This is a genomic window from Sphingomonas sp. GW821-FHT10C01, from assembly GCF_059415525.1.
In genome coordinates this window covers 312,548-330,248 of the sequence record NZ_JBWKNK010000004.1, presented here as the reverse complement: position 1 = coordinate 330,248, position 17,701 = coordinate 312,548, and the positions used below count along the sequence as shown (strand labels likewise).

Genomic DNA, 17,701 nt, shown 5'->3' with positions numbered 1-17,701 from the left:
GACATGGCAAGTTCCGCAACCGCCGAAACCACGGCCACTTCGGCTATCGCCTATGACGGCGGCCTCGCCTGCGCGATCAACGTCACCAGCTTCGATCGCTCGATCGACTGGTACACCAATGTGCTCGGCATGAAGCTGCTCTACCGCATGGACGAGATCGCCTGGTGCGAGCTGGAAACCAGCGTGGCCCGCGTCACTATTGGCCTCTCCCAGGTCCAGAACGTACCTGCCGGCGGCGGCGCCACCCTCACCTTCGGAGTCGTCGACATCGAGGCGGCGAAGGCGGCACTCGATGCGGCTGGCGTGCGACAGGACGGCCCGATCGCCGACGTCCCAGGCATGGTCCGCTACCTCACCTTCTTCGACCCCGACAATAACGCGCTGATGTTCTACCAAGATATGGCCGGCACCGCCTGAGCGGTCCAAACAACGACCCGACGCGGATCGCGTTACCCCACGCGATCCGCGTCGGGTTTGATCCAGGGGCACAGCCAAACACTCTTTATTGCAACTAATTCGCAAGTGCAAAGATTTCCTTGACAGGGTCGATTCGACGGTTGCCGCACGGAAGCAAAGCGCCTAATGCGCCTGCGTTCCCTGCGGCCCGGAGAGTCATTGGAGCCGCCCAACCTTGTTTAGGGAGGCTCATTTGGCCCGCAAGAAGATCGCCCTTATCGGCGCCGGCAACATCGGCGGCACGCTCGCTCACCTCGCCGCGCTCAAGGGCCTCGGTGATATCGTCCTGTTCGACGTGGTCGAGGGTGTTCCCCAGGGCAAGGCGCTCGACCTGTCGCAGTGCGGCCCGGTCGAAGGCTTCGACGCCAAGATCACCGGTTCGAACGACTATGCCGACATCGCGGGCGCGGACGTCATCATCGTCACCGCCGGCGTCGCCCGCAAGCCGGGCATGAGCCGCGACGACCTGCTCGGCATCAACCTCAAGGTCATGAAGGCCGTCGGCGAGGGCATCGCCGCCAACGCCCCCGACGCCTTCGTCATCTGCATCACCAACCCGCTCGACGCGATGGTGTGGGCGCTGCGCGAATTCTCGGGCCTTCCGCACAACAAGGTCGTCGGCATGGCTGGCGTGCTCGACAGCGCGCGCTTCAGCCACTTCCTCGCGGAAGAATTCCAGGTGTCGGTCAAGGAAGTGAACAGCTTCGTGCTCGGCGGCCATGGCGACACGATGGTGCCGGTGGTCGAGTATTCGACCGTCGCGGGCATCCCGATCCCCGACCTCATCAAGATGGGCCGCTCGACCCAGGAGCGTATCGACGCCATCGTCGCGCGCACCCGTTCGGGCGGCGGCGAGATCGTCGGCCTGCTCAAGACCGGCTCGGCCTTCTACGCCCCCGCCACCAGCGGCATCGCGATGGCCGAGGCCTATCTCTACGACCAGAAGCGTCTGCTGCCCTGCGCCGCACACCTGACCGGCCAATATGGCGTCGATGACCTTTATGTCGGCGTCCCGGTCGTGATCGGCGCCGGCGGCGTCGAGCAGATCGTCGAGATCGAACTGAACGAGGAGGCCAAGGCCAACCTTCAGGTCTCGGTCGACGCGGTCAAGGAACTGCTGGTGGCCTGCAAGAGCATCGACAGCTCGCTCGGCTGATGTCGGCATTCGCCGCCTTTGGAATGATCGCAGCGACGGTCGGAACGGCGCAGGCATTGCCTGCGCCGTCGCCGTTGTTCGGCGCGTTCAGGGCGGCATGCTTCGACGTACAGAAATTCGACGGCGTCGCCGCTGCGGCGACGGCAGCCGGCTGGACCGAAGTCGCAGAGGCTCAGGCCGATCCGCGAGTCATGGCGATCGTCGCCAAGGGCCGGGTCGCGATGCGCAAGGAAGCGCCTGAGGCAAAGCTATCAGGCCAGATGTTCCGCCAACGTCTTGATGGCCGCGACGTGTGGCTGGTCACCAGCCGGATTGAAGCAGGCAAGGACCGGTGGGCCAATGGCTGTCGCGCCTATGATCTCGACGCCCCCGCCGCTCCGTCACGCGAAACGCTCGACGCTTGGGTCGGAAAGGCGCCGACAAGCGTTCAGGCGAACGGCACCGCCAGCAGGCGGCTCTGGCGGCCCTGGCAACCGGGCGTCAGCCTCGAAATCACTTACGTGCCGCGCGGTCATCCGCTCGGCGCATCCTATGGCATCCAAGGGCTGATCTTTGTCAGCCAATCAACCGGAGGTTTCTGAATGTCGATTCTGATCGACCGCAACACCAAGGTCATCACCCAGGGGATGACCGGCGACACCGGCACCTTCCATACCCAGCAGGCGCTGGCGTACGGCACGCAGATGGTCGGCGGCGTCACCCCCGGTAAGGGCGGCACCACCCATATCGGCCTGCCCGTGTTCGACACCGTCGCCGAGGCGAAGAGCAAGACCGGCGCCGATGCCTCGGTCATCTATGTTCCGCCGCCCTTCGCCGCCGACTCGATCCTCGAGGCGATCGACGCCGAGATCCCGCTGGTGGTCTGCATCACCGAAGGCATTCCCGTGCTCGACATGGTCAAGGTCAAGCGCGCGCTCAGCGGCTCGAAGACGCGCCTGATCGGCCCGAACTGCCCCGGCGTGCTGACCCCGAACCAGTGCAAGATCGGCATCATGCCAGGCAGCATCTTCTCTGAAGGGTCGGTGGGCGTTGTTTCGCGCTCGGGCACGCTTACCTATGAAGCCGTGTTCCAGACCACCAATGCGGGCCTTGGCCAGACGACCGCGGTCGGCATCGGCGGCGACCCCGTCAACGGCACCAACTTCATCGACGTGCTCGAGCTGTTCCTGGCGGACGAGGCGACCAAGTCGATCATCATGATCGGCGAGATCGGCGGCGACGCCGAGGAGCAGGCCGCCCAGTTCCTGATCGACGAAGCCAAGCGCGGCCGCAAGAAGCCGATGGCTGGCTTCATTGCGGGCCGCACGGCGCCTCCGGGCCGCCGCATGGGCCATGCCGGCGCGATCGTGTCGGGCGGCAAGGGCGATGCCGAGAGCAAGATCGCGGCGATGGAAGCTGCGGGCATCCGCGTTTCGGCCAGCCCGTCCGAGCTCGGCTCGACGCTGGTCGAAGTGCTGAAGGGCTGACGAACACGCCGGCGCCCCGGTTCGCGCCGGGGCATCGTGCGGTTGAAGATCCCGGCACCGGCCGGGTGACGAAGGAATGAAGAAGATGGTGGGCGCTGAAGGCCTGGATTTCGCAGACATCGCCGGGGGCGTGAGCCCCGCGTTCGTCGAGACGCTGTACGCCAAGTGGAAGGCGGACCCCGCGTCCGTCGAAGCCGGCTGGCGCGAGTGGTTCGACGGACTCGAAGGCACCGTCAACGGTCCGAGCTGGGAGCGTCCCAACTGGCCGCTCAGCGATACCGACGCGCTCACCGCGGCGCTCGACCCCACCCAGATGGAGCCGGCGCCCAAGCCCGCTCGTGGCGGCGCGGCCCCTGCCCCGGCTCCGGCGCCCGCCGCCTCGTCGGCCGACATTGCGCGCGCCGCGAACGATTCGATCCGCGCGATGCTGCTGATCCGCACCTATCGCGTGCGCGGGCACCTTGCCGCCAATCTCGATCCGCTCGGCCTGTCGCATCAGAACCTGCCCGCCGATCTGACGCCCGAGTATCATGGCTTCACCGCCGCCGATCTCGACCGTCCGATCTATCTTGGCGGCACGATGGGGCTTGAGAAGGCGACGATCCGCGAGCTGGTCGAGATCCTGCGCCGCAATTACTGCGGCAATGTCGGCCTTGAGTACATGCACATCGCCGATGTCGAGGAGCGCCGCTTCCTGCAGGACCGCATGGAAGGCAAGGACAAGGCGATCGAATTCACGCCCGAGGGTAAGAAGGCGATCCTGTCCAAGGTGATCGAAGCCGAGCAGTGGGAGAAATTCCTGGGCCGCAAATATGTCGGCACCAAGCGCTTCGGTCTCGACGGCGGCGAATCGATGATCCCGGCGATGGAAGCGATCATCAAGTACGGCGGCGCACAGGGCGTGCGCGAGATCGTTTATGGCATGGCGCATCGTGGCCGCCTCAACATGCTCGGCACGGTGATGGCAAAGCCCTATCGCGTCATCTTCCACGAATTCGCCGGCGGCTCGGCAAACCCCGACGACATCGGCGGTTCGGGCGACGTGAAATATCACCTCGGCACCAGCACCGACCGTGAGTTCGACGGCATCAACGTCCATATGTCGCTGGTCGCCAACCCCTCGCACCTCGAAGCGGTCGACCCGGTCGTGCTCGGCAAGGTCCGCGCACAGCAGACCAACCGCAACGACCTTGAGGATCACGAGCAGGTCCTTCCGGTGCTTATCCATGGCGACGCGGCATTCGCGGGCCAGGGTATCGTGTGGGAGTGCCTCGGCTTCTCGGGCATCCGCGGCTACAATACCGGCGGCTGCATCCACTTCATCATCAACAACCAGATCGGCTTCACGACCAGCCCGCAATTCGCGCGCTCGTCGCCCTATCCGTCGGACGTAGCCAAGGGCGTCCAGGCGCCGATCTTCCACGTCAATGGCGACGATCCCGAAGCCGTGACCTTCGCGTGCAAGATGGCGATCGAGTTCCGCCAGACATTCAAGCGCGATATCGTCATCGACATGTGGTGCTACCGCCGCTTCGGCCACAATGAAGGCGATGAGCCGTCATTCACCCAGCCGCTGATGTACGCCAAGATCAAGGGCCATCCGGGCGTCGCCGACGTCTATGCCAAGCGCCTCGAGGGCGAAGGCGTGATCGACGGCGAATTCGCCAAGGCTCAGGCAGCGGCCTTCACCGCGCATCTCGAGGACGAGTTCACCGCGGGCGCGAGCTACAAGGCGAACAAGGCCGACTGGTTCGGCGGCCGCTGGCAGGGCCTCAGCGCGCCGATGGACGCGGAGACTGCACGCCGCAACGTCGAGACCGGCATCGACAAGAAGCTGTTCGACAGCCTCGGTCGTACGCTAACCACCGTCCCCGGCGACCTGACGCCGCACAAGACGCTCAACCGCGTACTCGACGCCAAGGCGGCGATGTTCAAGTCGGGCGCCAATTTCGACTGGGCGACCGGTGAGGCTCTGGCCTTCGGTTCGCTGCTGTCGGAAGGCTATGGCGTGCGTCTGTCGGGCCAGGATTCGGGCCGCGGCACGTTCAGCCAGCGTCATGCCGTCTGGGTCGACCAGACCGACGAGCACAAGTACGTCCCGCTGAATGAGATTCCGCACGGCCGCTTCGAGGTGCTCGACAGCCCGCTGTCCGAGTACGGCGTGCTCGGCTTCGAGTACGGCTATGCGCTCGCCGATCCCAAGACCCTGGTGCTGTGGGAGGCGCAGTTCGGCGACTTCGTCAACGGTGCGCAGATCATGATCGACCAGTTCATCTCGTCGGGCGAAGCCAAGTGGCTGCGCGCCAACGGCCTCGTGATGCTGCTCCCGCACGGCTATGAAGGCCAGGGTCCCGAGCACAGCTCGGCACGCCCCGAGCGCTTCCTCCAGTCGTGCGCGGGCGACAATATGCAGGTCGCGAACGTCACCACGCCGGCCAACTACTTCCACCTGCTGCGCCGGCAGATGCACCGCAACTTCCGCAAGCCGCTGGTCATCATGACGCCGAAGTCGCTGCTCCGTCATAAGATGGCGGTCTCGACGGCGGCCGACTTCCAGGGCGATACGCACTTCAAGCGCATCCTCTCGGATCCTTCGGCTCCGGCGGACAAGGATGTGAAGCGGGTCGTGCTGTGCACCGGCAAGGTCGCCTATGACCTGATCGAGGCACGCGACGCCGCGGGCGACAAGAACACCGCGATCATCCGCATCGAACAGCTCTACCCCTTCCCCGGTGAGCCTCTGGTCGCACGCCTCGCGCGCATGACCAATGTCGAGGAAGTGGTGTGGGCGCAGGAAGAGCCGAAGAACAACGGCTACTGGTTCTTCGTCGAACCCTATGTCGAGGCGTGCATGGTCGAAGCGGGCATCACACCGCAGCGTCCGCGCTATGCGGGCCGCGCCCCGGCGGCATCGCCCGCCACGGGCCTGATGAAGCGCCACCAGGCCGAGCAGGGCGCACTTGTCGCCGACGCGCTGGGCCATAATGTGCGCAATGAAATCCGCCGCGCACGCAAGACCGAAGACCAAAAGACCGCCGGCAAGGCCGGCGCGTGATCGCCAGGAAGGACTGAACCATGGCCACCGAAATCCTCGTTCCCGTTCTGGGCGAATCCATCACCGAAGCCACGATCGGCGAATGGCTGAAGCAGCCGGGCGACGCCGTCGCCGCCGATGAGCCCGTCGCATCGCTCGAGACCGACAAGGTCTCGGTCGAGGTCGGCGCACCCGTCGCCGGCGTCATGGGCGCCCACGCCGCCAAGGTCGGCGACACCGTCAATGTCGGCGCGCTGATCGGCACGATCGAAGCCGGCGCCGGCGCCGCGGCAGCCCCGGCTGCTGCCCCCGCCACCGCGGCTCCCGCCGCCCCGGCCACCGCTCCCGCCGAACCGGCGCAGGATGTCGAGGCCGCCGCGCTTTCGCCATCCGTCCGCCGCGCGATCCTCGAGCACGGCGTCGATCCCGCAACCGTCACCGGCTCGGGCAAGGACGGCCGCATCACCAAGGAAGACGTCGTCGCCGCCGCTTCGGCCAAGCCCGCCGCGCCTGCCGCGACCCCGGCTCCGGCAGCCGCTGCTCCAGTCGCGGCGCCCGCAACGGGTGGCGCCCGCAACGAAGAGCGCGTGCGCATGACGCGCTTGCGCCAGACCGTCGCCCGCCGCCTTAAGGAAGCGCAGAACACCGCGGCCCTGCTCACCACCTTCAACGACGTCGACATGACGGCGGTGATCGAGGCGCGCACCAAGTACAAGGACCTGTTCGAGAAGAAGCACGGCGTCCGCCTCGGCTTCATGGGCTTCTTCGTGAAGGCCGCGACGATGGCCCTCAAGGACATCCCCGCGGTCAACGCCCAGATCGACGGCGAAGAGATCGTCTATCACGACTATGCCGACATCTCGGTCGCGGTCTCCGCGCCGCAGGGCCTGGTCGTCCCGGTGATCCGCGACGCCGACAAGATGTCGGTCGCGCAGGTCGAGCGCACGATCGGCGACTTCGGCAAGCGCGCCAAGGACGGCACGCTCAAGATGGAAGAGATGAAGGGCGGTACCTTCACCATCTCCAACGGCGGCGTGTTCGGTTCGCTGATGTCGACCCCGATCATCAACCCGCCGCAGTCGGCCGTGCTGGGTCTCCACCGCATCGAGGACCGCCCAGTCGTCCGCGACGGCCAGATCGTCATCCGCCCGATGATGTATCTCGCGCTGTCCTACGATCACCGCCTGATCGACGGCCGTGAGGCGGTCACCTTCCTCGTCGCGCTCAAGAACGCGATCGAGGATCCGACCCGTCTGCTGATCGACCTGTAATTTACCCGAACACGTCCACCCCCCGGACGAACGGAGCAAGAAATGGCTGAATACGACTTCGACGTCCTCGTGATCGGTTCCGGACCCGGCGGCTATGTCGCCGCGATCCGCGCGGCGCAGCTGGGTCTCAAGACCGCCTGCGCCGAAGGGCGCAAGACGCTGGGCGGCACCTGCCTCAACGTCGGCTGCATCCCGTCCAAGGCGCTGCTCCACGCGTCGGAGCTGTATGAGGAAGCCGCCAGCGGCGCGCTCGCCAAACTCGGCGTCAAGCTCGGCAAGGTCGAACTCGACCTCGACGCGATGCACGCCCAGCGCCTCGACGCGGTCAAGGGCCTGACCGGCGGCATCGAATTCCTGTTCAAGAAGAACAAGGTCGAATGGCTCAAGGGCTATGGGACCTTCACCGGCAAGGACAGCGTCAAGGTCGGCGACCGTGAGGTCCGCGCGAAGAACATCATCATCGCCACCGGCTCATCGGTCACGCCCCTGCCCGGCGTCGAGATCGACCAGAAGATCGTCGTCGACTCCACCGGCGCGCTCGAGCTGGCCAAGGTTCCCGAGCATCTCGTCGTCATCGGCGGCGGCGTGATCGGGCTTGAGCTTGGCAGCGTGTGGCGCCGCGTCGGGGCCAAGGTCACCGTGGTCGAATATCTCGACCAGATCCTGCCCGGCTTCGACGCCGATGTCCGCAAGGAAGCCGCGCGCCTGTTCAAGAAGCAGGGCATCGAGTTCAAGACCGGCACCAAGGTCACCGGCGTTGCCGTGAAGGGCAAGAAGGCTACCATCACCGTCGAGCCCGCCGCCGGTGGCGCCGCCGAGACGATCGAGGCGGACAACGTCCTCGTCGCGATCGGCCGCAAGCCCAACACCGACGGCCTCGGCCTCGAGGCCGCCGGCCTGACCGTCAACCAGCGCGGCCAGATCGAGACCGATCACAGCTTCAAGACGTCGGTCCCCGGCATCTGGGCGATCGGTGACGTCATCCCCGGCCCGATGCTCGCGCACAAGGCCGAGGACGAGGGCATCGCGGTGGCCGAGAACATCGCCGGCCTCACCGGCATCGTGAACCACGACGTCATCCCGTCGGTCGTCTACACCATGCCCGAAATCGCGGGTGTCGGCCTCACCGAGGAAGCGGCAAAGGCCAAGGGCGAGGTCAAGGTCGGCAAGTTCCCGATGGCCGGCAACAGTCGCGCCAAGACCAACCATGAGCCCGACGGCTTCGTGAAGGTCATCGCAGACGCCAAGACCGATCGCGTACTCGGCGTGTGGATCATCACCAGCGTCGCCGGCACGATGATCGCCCAGGCCGCGCAGGCGATGGAGTTCGGCGCGACCAGCGAGGACATCGCCTATACCTGCCACGCCCATCCGACGCACAGCGAGGCAATCAAGGAAGCAGCGATGGCGGTGACCGGCAAGCCGATCCATATCTGACCTGATAGATCGGCGGGCGCGGCTAGCAACCGCGTCCGCCGTCACGGCTTGGCCGCAATGGCCGTCCCCTCGCCCATCCCACTTGCGCTCCCCCAATCTGTTGTACCATAGCAATTATACAACATATTGGAGAGTTTGATGCTCAGATACGCCGCCGGCCTCGCACTCGTCTTGGCCGCGCCTGCCGCCGCGCAGCAGGCCGCGAAGCCGGACCCCGCCCGGATGGACACGGTCGTCCGCGCCGATGCCGACAAGGGCGAGTTCATGGGCGTCGTCCTAGTCGCGCGCGACGGCAAGATCCTGTTCGACAAGGGCTATGGCTCGGCGAACCTCGAATGGAAGATCGCCAGCGACGGCGACACCAGGTTCCGCATCGGATCGCTGACCAAGCAGTTCACCGCCGCCGCCATCCTGCTGCTTCAGGAACGCGGCAAGGTAAAGCTCGACGCGCCGATCAAGACCTATCTGCCCGATGCGCCCGCGGCGTGGGACCAGGTAACGGTCCGCAACCTCCTCACCCATACCGGCGGCATCGCCAATTTCACCTCGTTCCCCGATTATGCGAAACTGCAGACGCTGGAGACGACACCCGCGAGCCTGATCGCGCGCTTCAGCGACAAGCCGCTCGATTTTCAGCCGGGCGAGAAATACGCCTATTCCAACTCGGGCTATGTCCTGCTCACCGCGATCGTCGAAGCGGCGAGCGGCCAGCCCTATGCGAGCTTCCTGACGGACAATATCTTCAAGCCGCTGGGCATGGCCGACACCGGCTATGACAACCACGCCACGATCATCCCGCGCCGTGCTGCGGGCTACACACCTTCGCCCAAGGGCGTGGTCAACGCCGACTATGTCGCGATGACGGTTCCCCAGGGCGCGGGCGCGCTCTATTCGACGTCGCACGACCTGCTCAAATGGCAGCGCGGCCTGTTCGGCGGCAAGCTGCTCACGCCGGAATCGCTCAAGGCATATCTGACGCCGTTCAAGAACAATTACGCTTTGGGGGTCAACGTCGTCACGGCCGACGGCAGCACCACCATCTCGCACAGCGGCGGGATCAATGGGTTCAACACCTGGCTGGGCTATGATCCCGATCGCAAGCTCACCGTCGTCGTGCTCGCCAACCTCAATGGCGGCGCGGCCAGCCGGCTGGGCAAGGCGATGCTCACATTGGCGCGGGGCGGCAATGTGACGCTGGCGAGCGAAGCGCAGTCGAACAGCAAATAGGCGACTCGGGTTTGGGCGGCGGCGGATTGATCATCGCGCCGGCGCCCAAACCCCGCATTAACCATCGCCGTTAGCCTGTTCTCATCCATATCCCCGCTATGTCGTCCGCTGCCGGAATCCCCTCCGGCCTGTACGACTATGCGGATGACAGCGACCACCACACCTTCTCCAGCCGAACCGTCGGCCATGGCCCGTCCGGGAAGCACCAACACGATCATCGCGCTGATGCTGCTGATGATCGCCGTCATGATCGCCAGCTTCGCCTATGTCTCCAGCCAGGAGGCGGAACTGCGCAACGGCCGTATGGAAAGCCGCCATATCCGCGTCGCGCGACAGGCGTTGATGGAAGCCGACGTCGCGGTGCTCAACGCGATGGTCGATGGCGGCATCGCCCATGCCGGGCATTATCGCGCGGCGATCGAGAAACTCGACGCGCAACCCGTCACCCACTTCCCCGCAACGCTCCGCATCCAGGGGCGCGAGGTTCGCGGTATCGACGCGGTCACCGGCGTTCGGCGCAGCTGGAACGCGATCATGGCACGCATCGAGGCCAACGATCTCGCCGGTGCCCGCGCCCTGCATGATGCGCAGAATGTCCAGCAACGGGCCAAGGCGGTGGTCGATTCGATGATCGGCCAGATCGAACAGCTCGACGCGCATAACGACCGTGCGCAGGGCAATATCGACTTAACGATCAAGGCGGTCGTCATCCTCCAGCTGGCGAGCGGCCTGTTCTGCATCGCGGTGTTCCTGTTCGCGGCTCGGCGCGGTGCGGTGGAGGCTGAGGCCCGCGCACTCGCGGTTACCAACGCCACCCGGTCGCGCGAAGAGGTGATGCGCCTGTTCGAGATGACCGACATGCTCCAGAGCGCCCAGGATCAGAGCGACGCCAACATGGTGCTGCGCGCGACCGCGATGGAGCTGCTGCCCGACCTCACCGGAACACTCTACGTCTTCAGTAATTCGCGCGATCGGCTCGTGCTGTCGGCCAGCTGGAATCTCGGCGACGGGCCCGCGCCCGCCGATACGATCGGCCTTAGTCAGTGCTGGGCACTCAAGCGCGGCAAGCCGCACCTCAACCACCCCGGCGGCGACAAGCTGCGCTGCGAACATCATGCCGACGGCGCCTTCGTGCTCGAAATCCCGATGGCCGCGCGCGGCGAGGTGCTCGGCCTGTTCTGCATCCAGACCACCCGCGCCGACGGGGACGTTCGCCTTCAGGAGATCGCCGGGCTCGGCACCGCGCTCGCCGACGCGATGTCGCTGGCGCTCGCCAATCTCGCGCTCGGCGCCAAGCTGCGCAGCCAGGCGCTGCGCGATCCGCTGACCGGCCTCTACAATCGCCGGTATATGGAGGACACGCTCCAGCGCGCGGTTCAGCTTGCCCAGCGCGAGAAGCAGGAAGTGTCGATCGTGATGATCGACCTCGATCATTTCAAGCGGCTCAACGACCAGCACGGCCACGCCAAGGGCGACACCGTGCTGCGCGACGCGGCATCGGTCATCACCCATCAGCTGCGCGAAAGCGACGTCGCCTGCCGCTATGGCGGCGAGGAGCTGCTGGTCGTGATGCCCAATTGCAGCCTGGAGGACGCCGCGCACAAGGCCGAACGGCTGCGCATCGGTATCGCCGCGCTGTCGCAGCCGGGGATCGATGTCTCCGCCTCGTTCGGCGTCGCTTCCATCCCGATCACCTCGTCCTCGGTGCATGACCTGATGCAGGCCGCCGACGCGGCGCTCTATGCCGCCAAGGAACAGGGCCGCAATCGCGTCGTGACCGCGCCGCCGCTGATCGATCCGATCCGCGACCAGCTCCTCGCGGCCGAATAGGATGATCGGGCGGGCTGGCATCCGGCTCGGGCAGACAGCCGCAAAATCGCGGTTAACCGCGCGCCAACCGGGACCCGGTCCGAAACCGGGGCGTTCTGCGCGAATGCTCCGTAACCGATCCGTTTCGTCCGCGCCTGTTGCGTCGGTCCTCGTTCTCGCCATGCTCGTTGCGGGTTGCGGCGGCGGGGGTGGCGGCAGCAGCGGTGTGATCGTCGCTCCGACGCCTACCCCCTCTCCGGTCACGCCAACCCCGAGCCCCTCGCCAACCGCTTCCCCTTCGCCGCTTCCGACGACTTGGGCGGGCGTCGCCGGCTATTACGATGTGCAGCCGGATATCGGGGGATGCCGCGCGGGAACGCTCAAGGCGGCGGTGAAGACCGAGTTCCTCGACCGGCTGAACGAGATCCGCGCGCGGCACGGCCTGGCACCCGTCGTCTATTCGACCGACGAGGACGTTCAGCAAGCCGATTCCTCGCTCATGATGGCCGCCAACGTCGCGCTCAGCCATACGCCTCCGACAAGCTGGCGCTGCTATACCGCCGGCGGCTCGACCGGAGCCGGGTCGAGCAACCTGATCGGCGGCTGGGGCACCGGCCTCGGCTTCGACAGCGAAGACGGGCTGCTCGCAGGCTGGCTGCGCGAAGGCGGCACCGCCTCGCTCGGCCATCGCCGCTGGATCCTCCACCCCTTCCTGCGCAAGACCTCCTATGGTCGGGTCTCGGGAACGCTTCCCGATGGTCGGCGCGCCACCACCGCGTCGATGCGCGTCTTCGGCTTTGTGAGCGCCGGACCCGCGCCCTCGACGGTCCCGCCCTATGTCGGTTTCCCGCAGGGCGACTATCCGTCGCGCTACTTCGCGCTGACCGACTATCTCTCCTTCTCGGTCGTCCCGAGCACGAGCGACAACGGCGCCGACCGCTCGGTCGACTTCTCGGCCGCCACCGTCACCGTGCGCGGCCCCTCGGGCGACCTGCCCATCACCAATGTCTCACGCGACAATGACGGATACGGGATCGCCAACAACATCCAATGGCGTGTCACCGGCCTCGCCGCCAATACCGGCTACACGGTGACGGTCGCGGGGGTGCGCGGCGCGCCTCAGTCCAGCTATTCCTACGGTTTCCGGATCGTCCCCTAGGGGTTGCCGCGGGCTCAGGCCGGGGCCGGAACCTGCCCATCCGCCGTTGCGCTGGACTCCGGCGACACCATTGATGCCGTGTGAGCCTGTACGGGATCTGCGCCGAGGCGCCACGGCATCCGCACCCATTCCCCAAAGCCGCGCGGCTGGCGCGCTTCGGCGATTCCCACCACCGGCCATTCGTCGCGCGCCGGCATGTGACAGGTACCGAACAACCGGTCCCACAATGTGGTGAAAGCGCCGAAATTCTTATCGAAATGCCGCTCTTCCACCGAATGATGGATGCGATGGAATCGGTTGTCGACGATCAGCGCACGCAACGGCCCCAACGTGATCCGTGTCGGCGAATGGATCCACACGATATGGCACCACAGCACCAGATTGACGATCGGCGAAACCGGCCCATGCATCCCGATCAGCAGCGACATCGGGATCTGCATCACCACCAGCGAGACCATCGCCTCACTCGGGTGATGATAGGAATTCACCGCGTTCAGCTCTTCGATCGAATGATGCACGGCGTGCCACCGCCACAGCCAGCGATGCTGGATGCGATGGAACCAGTAGAAGAAGAAGTCATGCGCGACCGCCGCGATCAGCGCGGCGACAAGTCCACCGATGATCGGCCCGCCGACGACCGCCAGCACGCTGGGGATCGTGAACAGCGGCCGCACACCCAGCTTCTGCCAGGCCAGCGCCAGCATCAGCGTCGCCACGAACGAGATCAGCAACGACACCATCCAGAAGCCCGCACCCAGAAGCCGGGCCTTGAGCCGATGGTCCTCACGCGGATTGAACACCTCGAAACAGGTGAGAATCCCGAACACCACCCCCCAGGCGATATAATGGTGTTTCAGATCGGCGAGGAGGGCAGGCGTGTCCATTGACCGGTGATTAGGGGGGCAATGGCAAATGCCAGGTAAATGCTCCGCGCATTGGCGGGATTGATCCGCCGCCCCGGCAATGAGACATGAACCCGATGACACCCCCCGCTCTCGCCCAGCTCGGCACCGTGCTGCCGCTGCTCGACCTGCTCGGCATCGCGCTGTTCGCCGCCACCGGCGCGCTGGCAGCCGCGCGGCACGGGCAGACGATGGTCACCGCCGCCTTCTTCGCGCTGATCACCGGCGTTGGCGGTGGCACGATCCGCGACCTGCTGATCGGCGCGCCCGTGTGGTGGGTCCATCACCCCTATGTCTCCGCGCTCTGCCTCGGCGTCGCGCTGCTGATCTGGGTGACGCCCCAGAAATGGTGGCACGGCGCCGCGCTCGACTGGCTCGATGCGCTGGGGCTTGCCGCCTATGCGGTGTTCGGCGCCGCCAAGTCATTGAGCTTCGGCATCCCGCCCGTTCCCGCCGCGCTGATGGGCGTGCTGACCGCCTGTTGCGGCGGCATCATTCGCGACGTGCTCGCGGGCGAGCCGTCGATCCTGATGCGGCCCGAACTCTATGTCACCGCCGCTGCGCTGTCCTCGGGCCTCTATGTCCTGCTGATGCTCGCCGGACTGCCCTTGCTGGTCGCCGCGGTGATCGCCGCCGTCGCCGGTTTTGCCCTGCGCGCCGCCGCTATCGCATGGAAGATCAAGCTGCCCGCCTATCGCGGACGCCGCTGAGCCGAACGAGCAGGCCGCCGCCCGGCCCGCCCCTCTAAGGCGAGACCAGCCACTCGATCGCGGAGGCGCGATCGCCGAAGACGCCGAAATCGGGCCGCACCTTCTGCAGGCGCTTGGCCTGCATCCGGCCCGTCGCATTGGTCACCACGAACGCGACCTTGCGCGCCCATAGCGCGCGTACCGCCGGATGGTCGAACGACTCCATCATCATGTCGATCGTCGCGGTCGGCACGGCGGGAACGCCACTCACGTCATAGAGCGTGACATGCTGGCCGACCTCGTCCCCGAACGTGCGGATCGCGGCGCGCAATTCCTCCCCGACCCAGCTCGAATCCTCGGGCGACAGCACCGTATAGGCTTCGACGATCACCAGCTTGCGCGGGCGATCGACGATGATCCGGTGCGTCAGGGGGGCGGACATGGTGCGCCAAGTCTAGCGCACCGCTACCGCCAAGTCATTCTTAACGTAGAAATAATATGACGAATCTTGCGGTCAGTCGCGCACCACGCCCGTCTCACTGAACGGCTTGGGCTCGACCGGTGGAGTCACCGCGTTGTTGAGCTCGCACTGCCAGATGCCGATATCGACCCAGCGGCCTTCCTTGAACCCGATCTCGCGCAGCTGTCCCGCGCGGCGGAAGCCGACCTGCTCGTGGTTGCGGATCGAGCTGTCATTGGGCAACGAAATCACCGCGATCGCCTGGGTGAAGCCCTGCGCGCGCAGCGTGTCGATCAGCGCCTCATAGAGCAGCCGCCCGATCCCCTGCCCCTGCACCGCGCCTGCGACATAGACCGACGTCTCGACGACATAACGATACGCCGCCCGCTCGCGGAACCGCGTCGCATAGGCATAGCCCAGCACGCCCTTGCCCTCGCCATTGGTCGCGACGATCCATGGCAGCAGCCCGTCCGACGCCTCCATCCGGCTGCGCATCTGACGCGCATCGGGCGGGTCGAATTCGAAGCTCACCGTCCCGGTCAGCACATAGGGGGCATAGATGGCGGCGATCGCCGCGGCATCGGCGGACTCGGCGGCGCGAAGCTGGATCACAGGCCGACCCTCGCCAGGATCAGGTCGATCAGCTTGGCATCCGCCCGGCTATTGACCGCGCCGGGGCCGAACGCGCCGCACTCCAGGCAGCGCGCCTGCATCGACGATCCCATCGCCAGCCGCTTGGCGTCGCCCAGCGCCTGTCCGAACACCGCGCGCCGCTCCGCCGCGATGCGCGCATAGATGTCGCCGCCGCTTTCCGGCTCGACCCCCTCTTCCTCTTCACCGCTCGCGGCGAAGCTCGCGAACAGCGCCTCGAACCAGCCCGGCTGCTTCTCGAGATAGGCGGCATGGACCTTCGCAGGGTCGAGATTGGCGCGCTTCGCCGCCTCGGCGACCGCGTCGTTGAGGTTGCCGAACCGATCGACGAGCCCAAGCTGGCGCGCGGTACCGCCGTCCCACACCCGGCCCTGGCCGATCTCGTCGACTCGCGCCGGCGTCATCTTGCGCGACTGCGCGACCAGGTTGATGAACCGGCTATAGCCCTGTTCGATCCCCGACTGCAGGACGCGTCCGGTCGTATCGTTGATCCCCGCGAACACATCGGGCTGCCCCGTCAGCGGCGTCGTCTGTACCCCGTCGCTGGTCACGCCGATCTTAGCGAGCGTATTCTCGAAGCTCGGGATGATGCCGAAAATGCCGATCGATCCGGTGATCGTATTCGGCTCGGCAAAGATCACGTCGCCCGGGGTCGAGACCCAGTATCCGCCCGATGCGGCCAGGCTGCCCATCGAGACCACCACCGGCAGCTTCTGCGCCTTGGCCTGCAGGATCGCCTGACGGATCCGCTCCGATGCCAGCGCAGATCCGCCCGGTGAGTCCACACGCACCACCAGCGCCTTCAGCTTCTTCTCGGCCAGCCCCTTGAGCAGCAGCGCGGAAACGGTGTCGCCGCCCGCCGTGCCCGGCCCGGCCTTGCCGTCGACGATCTCGCCCGCGACGGTGATCACGCCGATCGCGTCGCCGCTCGTCGGTGCCGGATTGGCTTCCAGCCAGTTGGCCAGCTTGATCGACTTATAGTTGCCCGCCGGCTTGCTCGCATCGGCGCCCGCGATCTCCGCGACGCGCTTGCCGAACGCCAGCCGATCGCCCAGCTTGTCGACCAGCCCCGCATTCAGATTCGCCTTGGCGATGTCGCCATTGGCCGCCGCGACCACCACGTCGGGCTGGGTGATCGTCTGCGCCAGCTTCGCCTTGGGCCGCGCCTTTGCGACCGCTTCCTGCCACTGGCTGAAGATCGTGCCGTAGAGCGCCTCGTTCGCCGCCTTCGCCTCGGGCGACTGGCCGGTCAGGATATAGGGCTCGACCGCCGACTTGAACTTGCCGACCTTATAGACGTGCGCGGTGACGCCAAGCTTGTCGATCAGCCCCTTGTAATAGAGGCGCGACCCGCCCGGCCCGCTGAACAGCGTGCCGCCCATCGGATCGACCCAGATCTCGCTGGCATTGGCTGCGAGCAGATAGCTGCTGTCGCTATAGCCGGTGGCATAGGCCAGCACCGGCTTACCCGCGGAACGCACCCGCGCGATCGCCTGCCCCACCTCGGCCACCGCGGCGGGGTATCCACCCATGAACCGGTCGAGATCGAGCACCACCGCCTTCACCCGCGCGTCGCCCTTGGCGGCATCGAGCGCCCGGACCAGGTCGCGCGTGCGATGCTCGCGGATCGTCTCGCCGCCGCTGAGCGATGTGAACGGATCGGATTCGGAAGGCTGTTCGACGATCATGCCCTCAAGATTGAGCACCAGCGCGCCATCCTTCACCGCGCCCGGATTGGGTCGCGCCGACAGCACCATGAACAGGCCGGCGAAGAACAGCAGCATGAACAAAAGGACCAGGCCGTCCTTGATTCCGACGAGCAGCTTCCATGCGCCGCGTACCAGTTTCACGTCTTCTGCTCCTCGGATGCCCCGCGCCAGTTGACGCACAGGTAAGTCGTCGGAGCAAGCCCTAACCGGCCTGTGTTAATGAAGCAATACAGAGAGGGGTCGGTCGCCGGCATCCTCGGAGAACGAGGCATCTC

The 17,701-nt window shown here is 66.2% G+C and carries 15 protein-coding genes; 11 read left to right on the top strand and 4 right to left on the bottom strand.

Annotated elements, in window-relative coordinates; translation table 11 throughout:
• The first annotated feature begins 3 nt into the window (after positions 1–3).
• The 10 genes from AC07M1_RS17315 (at position 4) to AC07M1_RS17270 (ending at position 13,015) form a co-directional block, all read left to right on the top strand.
• Positions 4–417, top strand: coding sequence for a VOC family protein (locus AC07M1_RS17315; RefSeq protein WP_495163870.1), 414 nt, complete (start codon positions 4–6; stop codon positions 415–417).
• Positions 418–649: 232 nt separating this feature from the next.
• Positions 650–1,612 (top strand): malate dehydrogenase, encoded by a 963-nt coding sequence (mdh, locus tag AC07M1_RS17310; protein ID WP_495163869.1) that lies wholly within the window; start codon positions 650–652, stop codon positions 1,610–1,612.
• Positions 1,612–2,193, top strand: coding sequence for a hypothetical protein (locus AC07M1_RS17305; protein WP_495163868.1), 582 nt, complete (start codon positions 1,612–1,614; stop codon positions 2,191–2,193). The genes mdh and AC07M1_RS17305 overlap by 1 nt, the downstream gene beginning before the upstream one ends.
• Positions 2,194–3,078, top strand: coding sequence for a succinate--CoA ligase subunit alpha (gene sucD / locus AC07M1_RS17300; protein WP_495163867.1), 885 nt, complete (start codon positions 2,194–2,196; stop codon positions 3,076–3,078).
• Positions 3,079–3,166: 88 nt separating this feature from the next.
• The gene (locus tag AC07M1_RS17295) at positions 3,167–6,133 is read left to right on the top strand and encodes a 2-oxoglutarate dehydrogenase E1 component (protein ID WP_495163905.1); all 2,967 of its coding nucleotides are present in this window, start codon (positions 3,167–3,169) and stop codon (positions 6,131–6,133) included.
• Positions 6,134–6,153: 20 nt separating this feature from the next.
• Entirely contained in the window at positions 6,154–7,383 is a 1,230-nt protein-coding gene (gene odhB / locus AC07M1_RS17290; protein ID WP_495163866.1) for a 2-oxoglutarate dehydrogenase complex dihydrolipoyllysine-residue succinyltransferase, read from the top strand.
• 42 nt (positions 7,384–7,425) lie between these two features.
• A complete protein-coding gene (gene lpdA / locus AC07M1_RS17285; protein WP_495163865.1) occupies positions 7,426–8,820 on the top strand; it encodes a dihydrolipoyl dehydrogenase in 1,395 nt (464 codons plus the stop codon).
• Between the two features lie 138 nt (positions 8,821–8,958).
• Positions 8,959–10,047: a serine hydrolase domain-containing protein gene (locus AC07M1_RS17280; protein WP_495163864.1), complete on the top strand. Its 1,089-nt coding sequence runs from the start codon at positions 8,959–8,961 to the stop codon at positions 10,045–10,047.
• Positions 10,048–10,233: 186 nt separating this feature from the next.
• Positions 10,234–11,877: a GGDEF domain-containing protein gene (locus AC07M1_RS17275; RefSeq protein ID WP_495163863.1), complete on the top strand. Its 1,644-nt coding sequence runs from the start codon at positions 10,234–10,236 to the stop codon at positions 11,875–11,877.
• A 160-nt stretch (positions 11,878–12,037) separates the two neighbouring features.
• Positions 12,038–13,015: a CAP domain-containing protein gene (locus tag AC07M1_RS17270; RefSeq protein WP_495163862.1), complete on the top strand. Its 978-nt coding sequence runs from the start codon at positions 12,038–12,040 to the stop codon at positions 13,013–13,015.
• Between the two features lie 14 nt (positions 13,016–13,029).
• Here AC07M1_RS17270 and AC07M1_RS17265 read toward each other — a convergent pair whose 3' ends face one another.
• Positions 13,030–13,899, bottom strand: a complete 870-nt coding sequence (locus tag AC07M1_RS17265) for a sterol desaturase family protein (protein ID WP_495163861.1) — start codon at positions 13,897–13,899, stop codon at positions 13,030–13,032.
• 95 nt (positions 13,900–13,994) lie between these two features.
• Between AC07M1_RS17265 and AC07M1_RS17260 the strand changes: the two genes are divergently transcribed.
• Positions 13,995–14,627 (top strand): trimeric intracellular cation channel family protein, encoded by a 633-nt coding sequence (locus tag AC07M1_RS17260; protein ID WP_495163860.1) that lies wholly within the window; start codon positions 13,995–13,997, stop codon positions 14,625–14,627.
• A 34-nt stretch (positions 14,628–14,661) separates the two neighbouring features.
• Here AC07M1_RS17260 and AC07M1_RS17255 read toward each other — a convergent pair whose 3' ends face one another.
• The 3 genes from AC07M1_RS17255 to sppA all read right to left on the bottom strand — a co-directional run bounded on the left by AC07M1_RS17255 (position 14,662) and on the right by sppA (position 17,567).
• Positions 14,662–15,048 carry a hypothetical protein gene (locus AC07M1_RS17255; protein WP_495163859.1) on the bottom strand — a complete coding sequence of 129 codons (387 nt, stop codon included), beginning with the start codon at positions 15,046–15,048 and terminating at the stop codon, positions 14,662–14,664.
• A gap of 72 nt (positions 15,049–15,120) precedes the next feature.
• Positions 15,121–15,678 carry a GNAT family N-acetyltransferase gene (locus AC07M1_RS17250; RefSeq protein WP_495163858.1) on the bottom strand — a complete coding sequence of 186 codons (558 nt, stop codon included), beginning with the start codon at positions 15,676–15,678 and terminating at the stop codon, positions 15,121–15,123.
• Positions 15,675–17,567 (bottom strand): signal peptide peptidase SppA, encoded by a 1,893-nt coding sequence (gene sppA, locus AC07M1_RS17245; RefSeq protein ID WP_495163857.1) that lies wholly within the window; start codon positions 17,565–17,567, stop codon positions 15,675–15,677. Before sppA ends, AC07M1_RS17250 begins: the two co-directional genes overlap by 4 nt.
• Between the last annotated feature and the right edge of the window lie 134 nt (positions 17,568–17,701).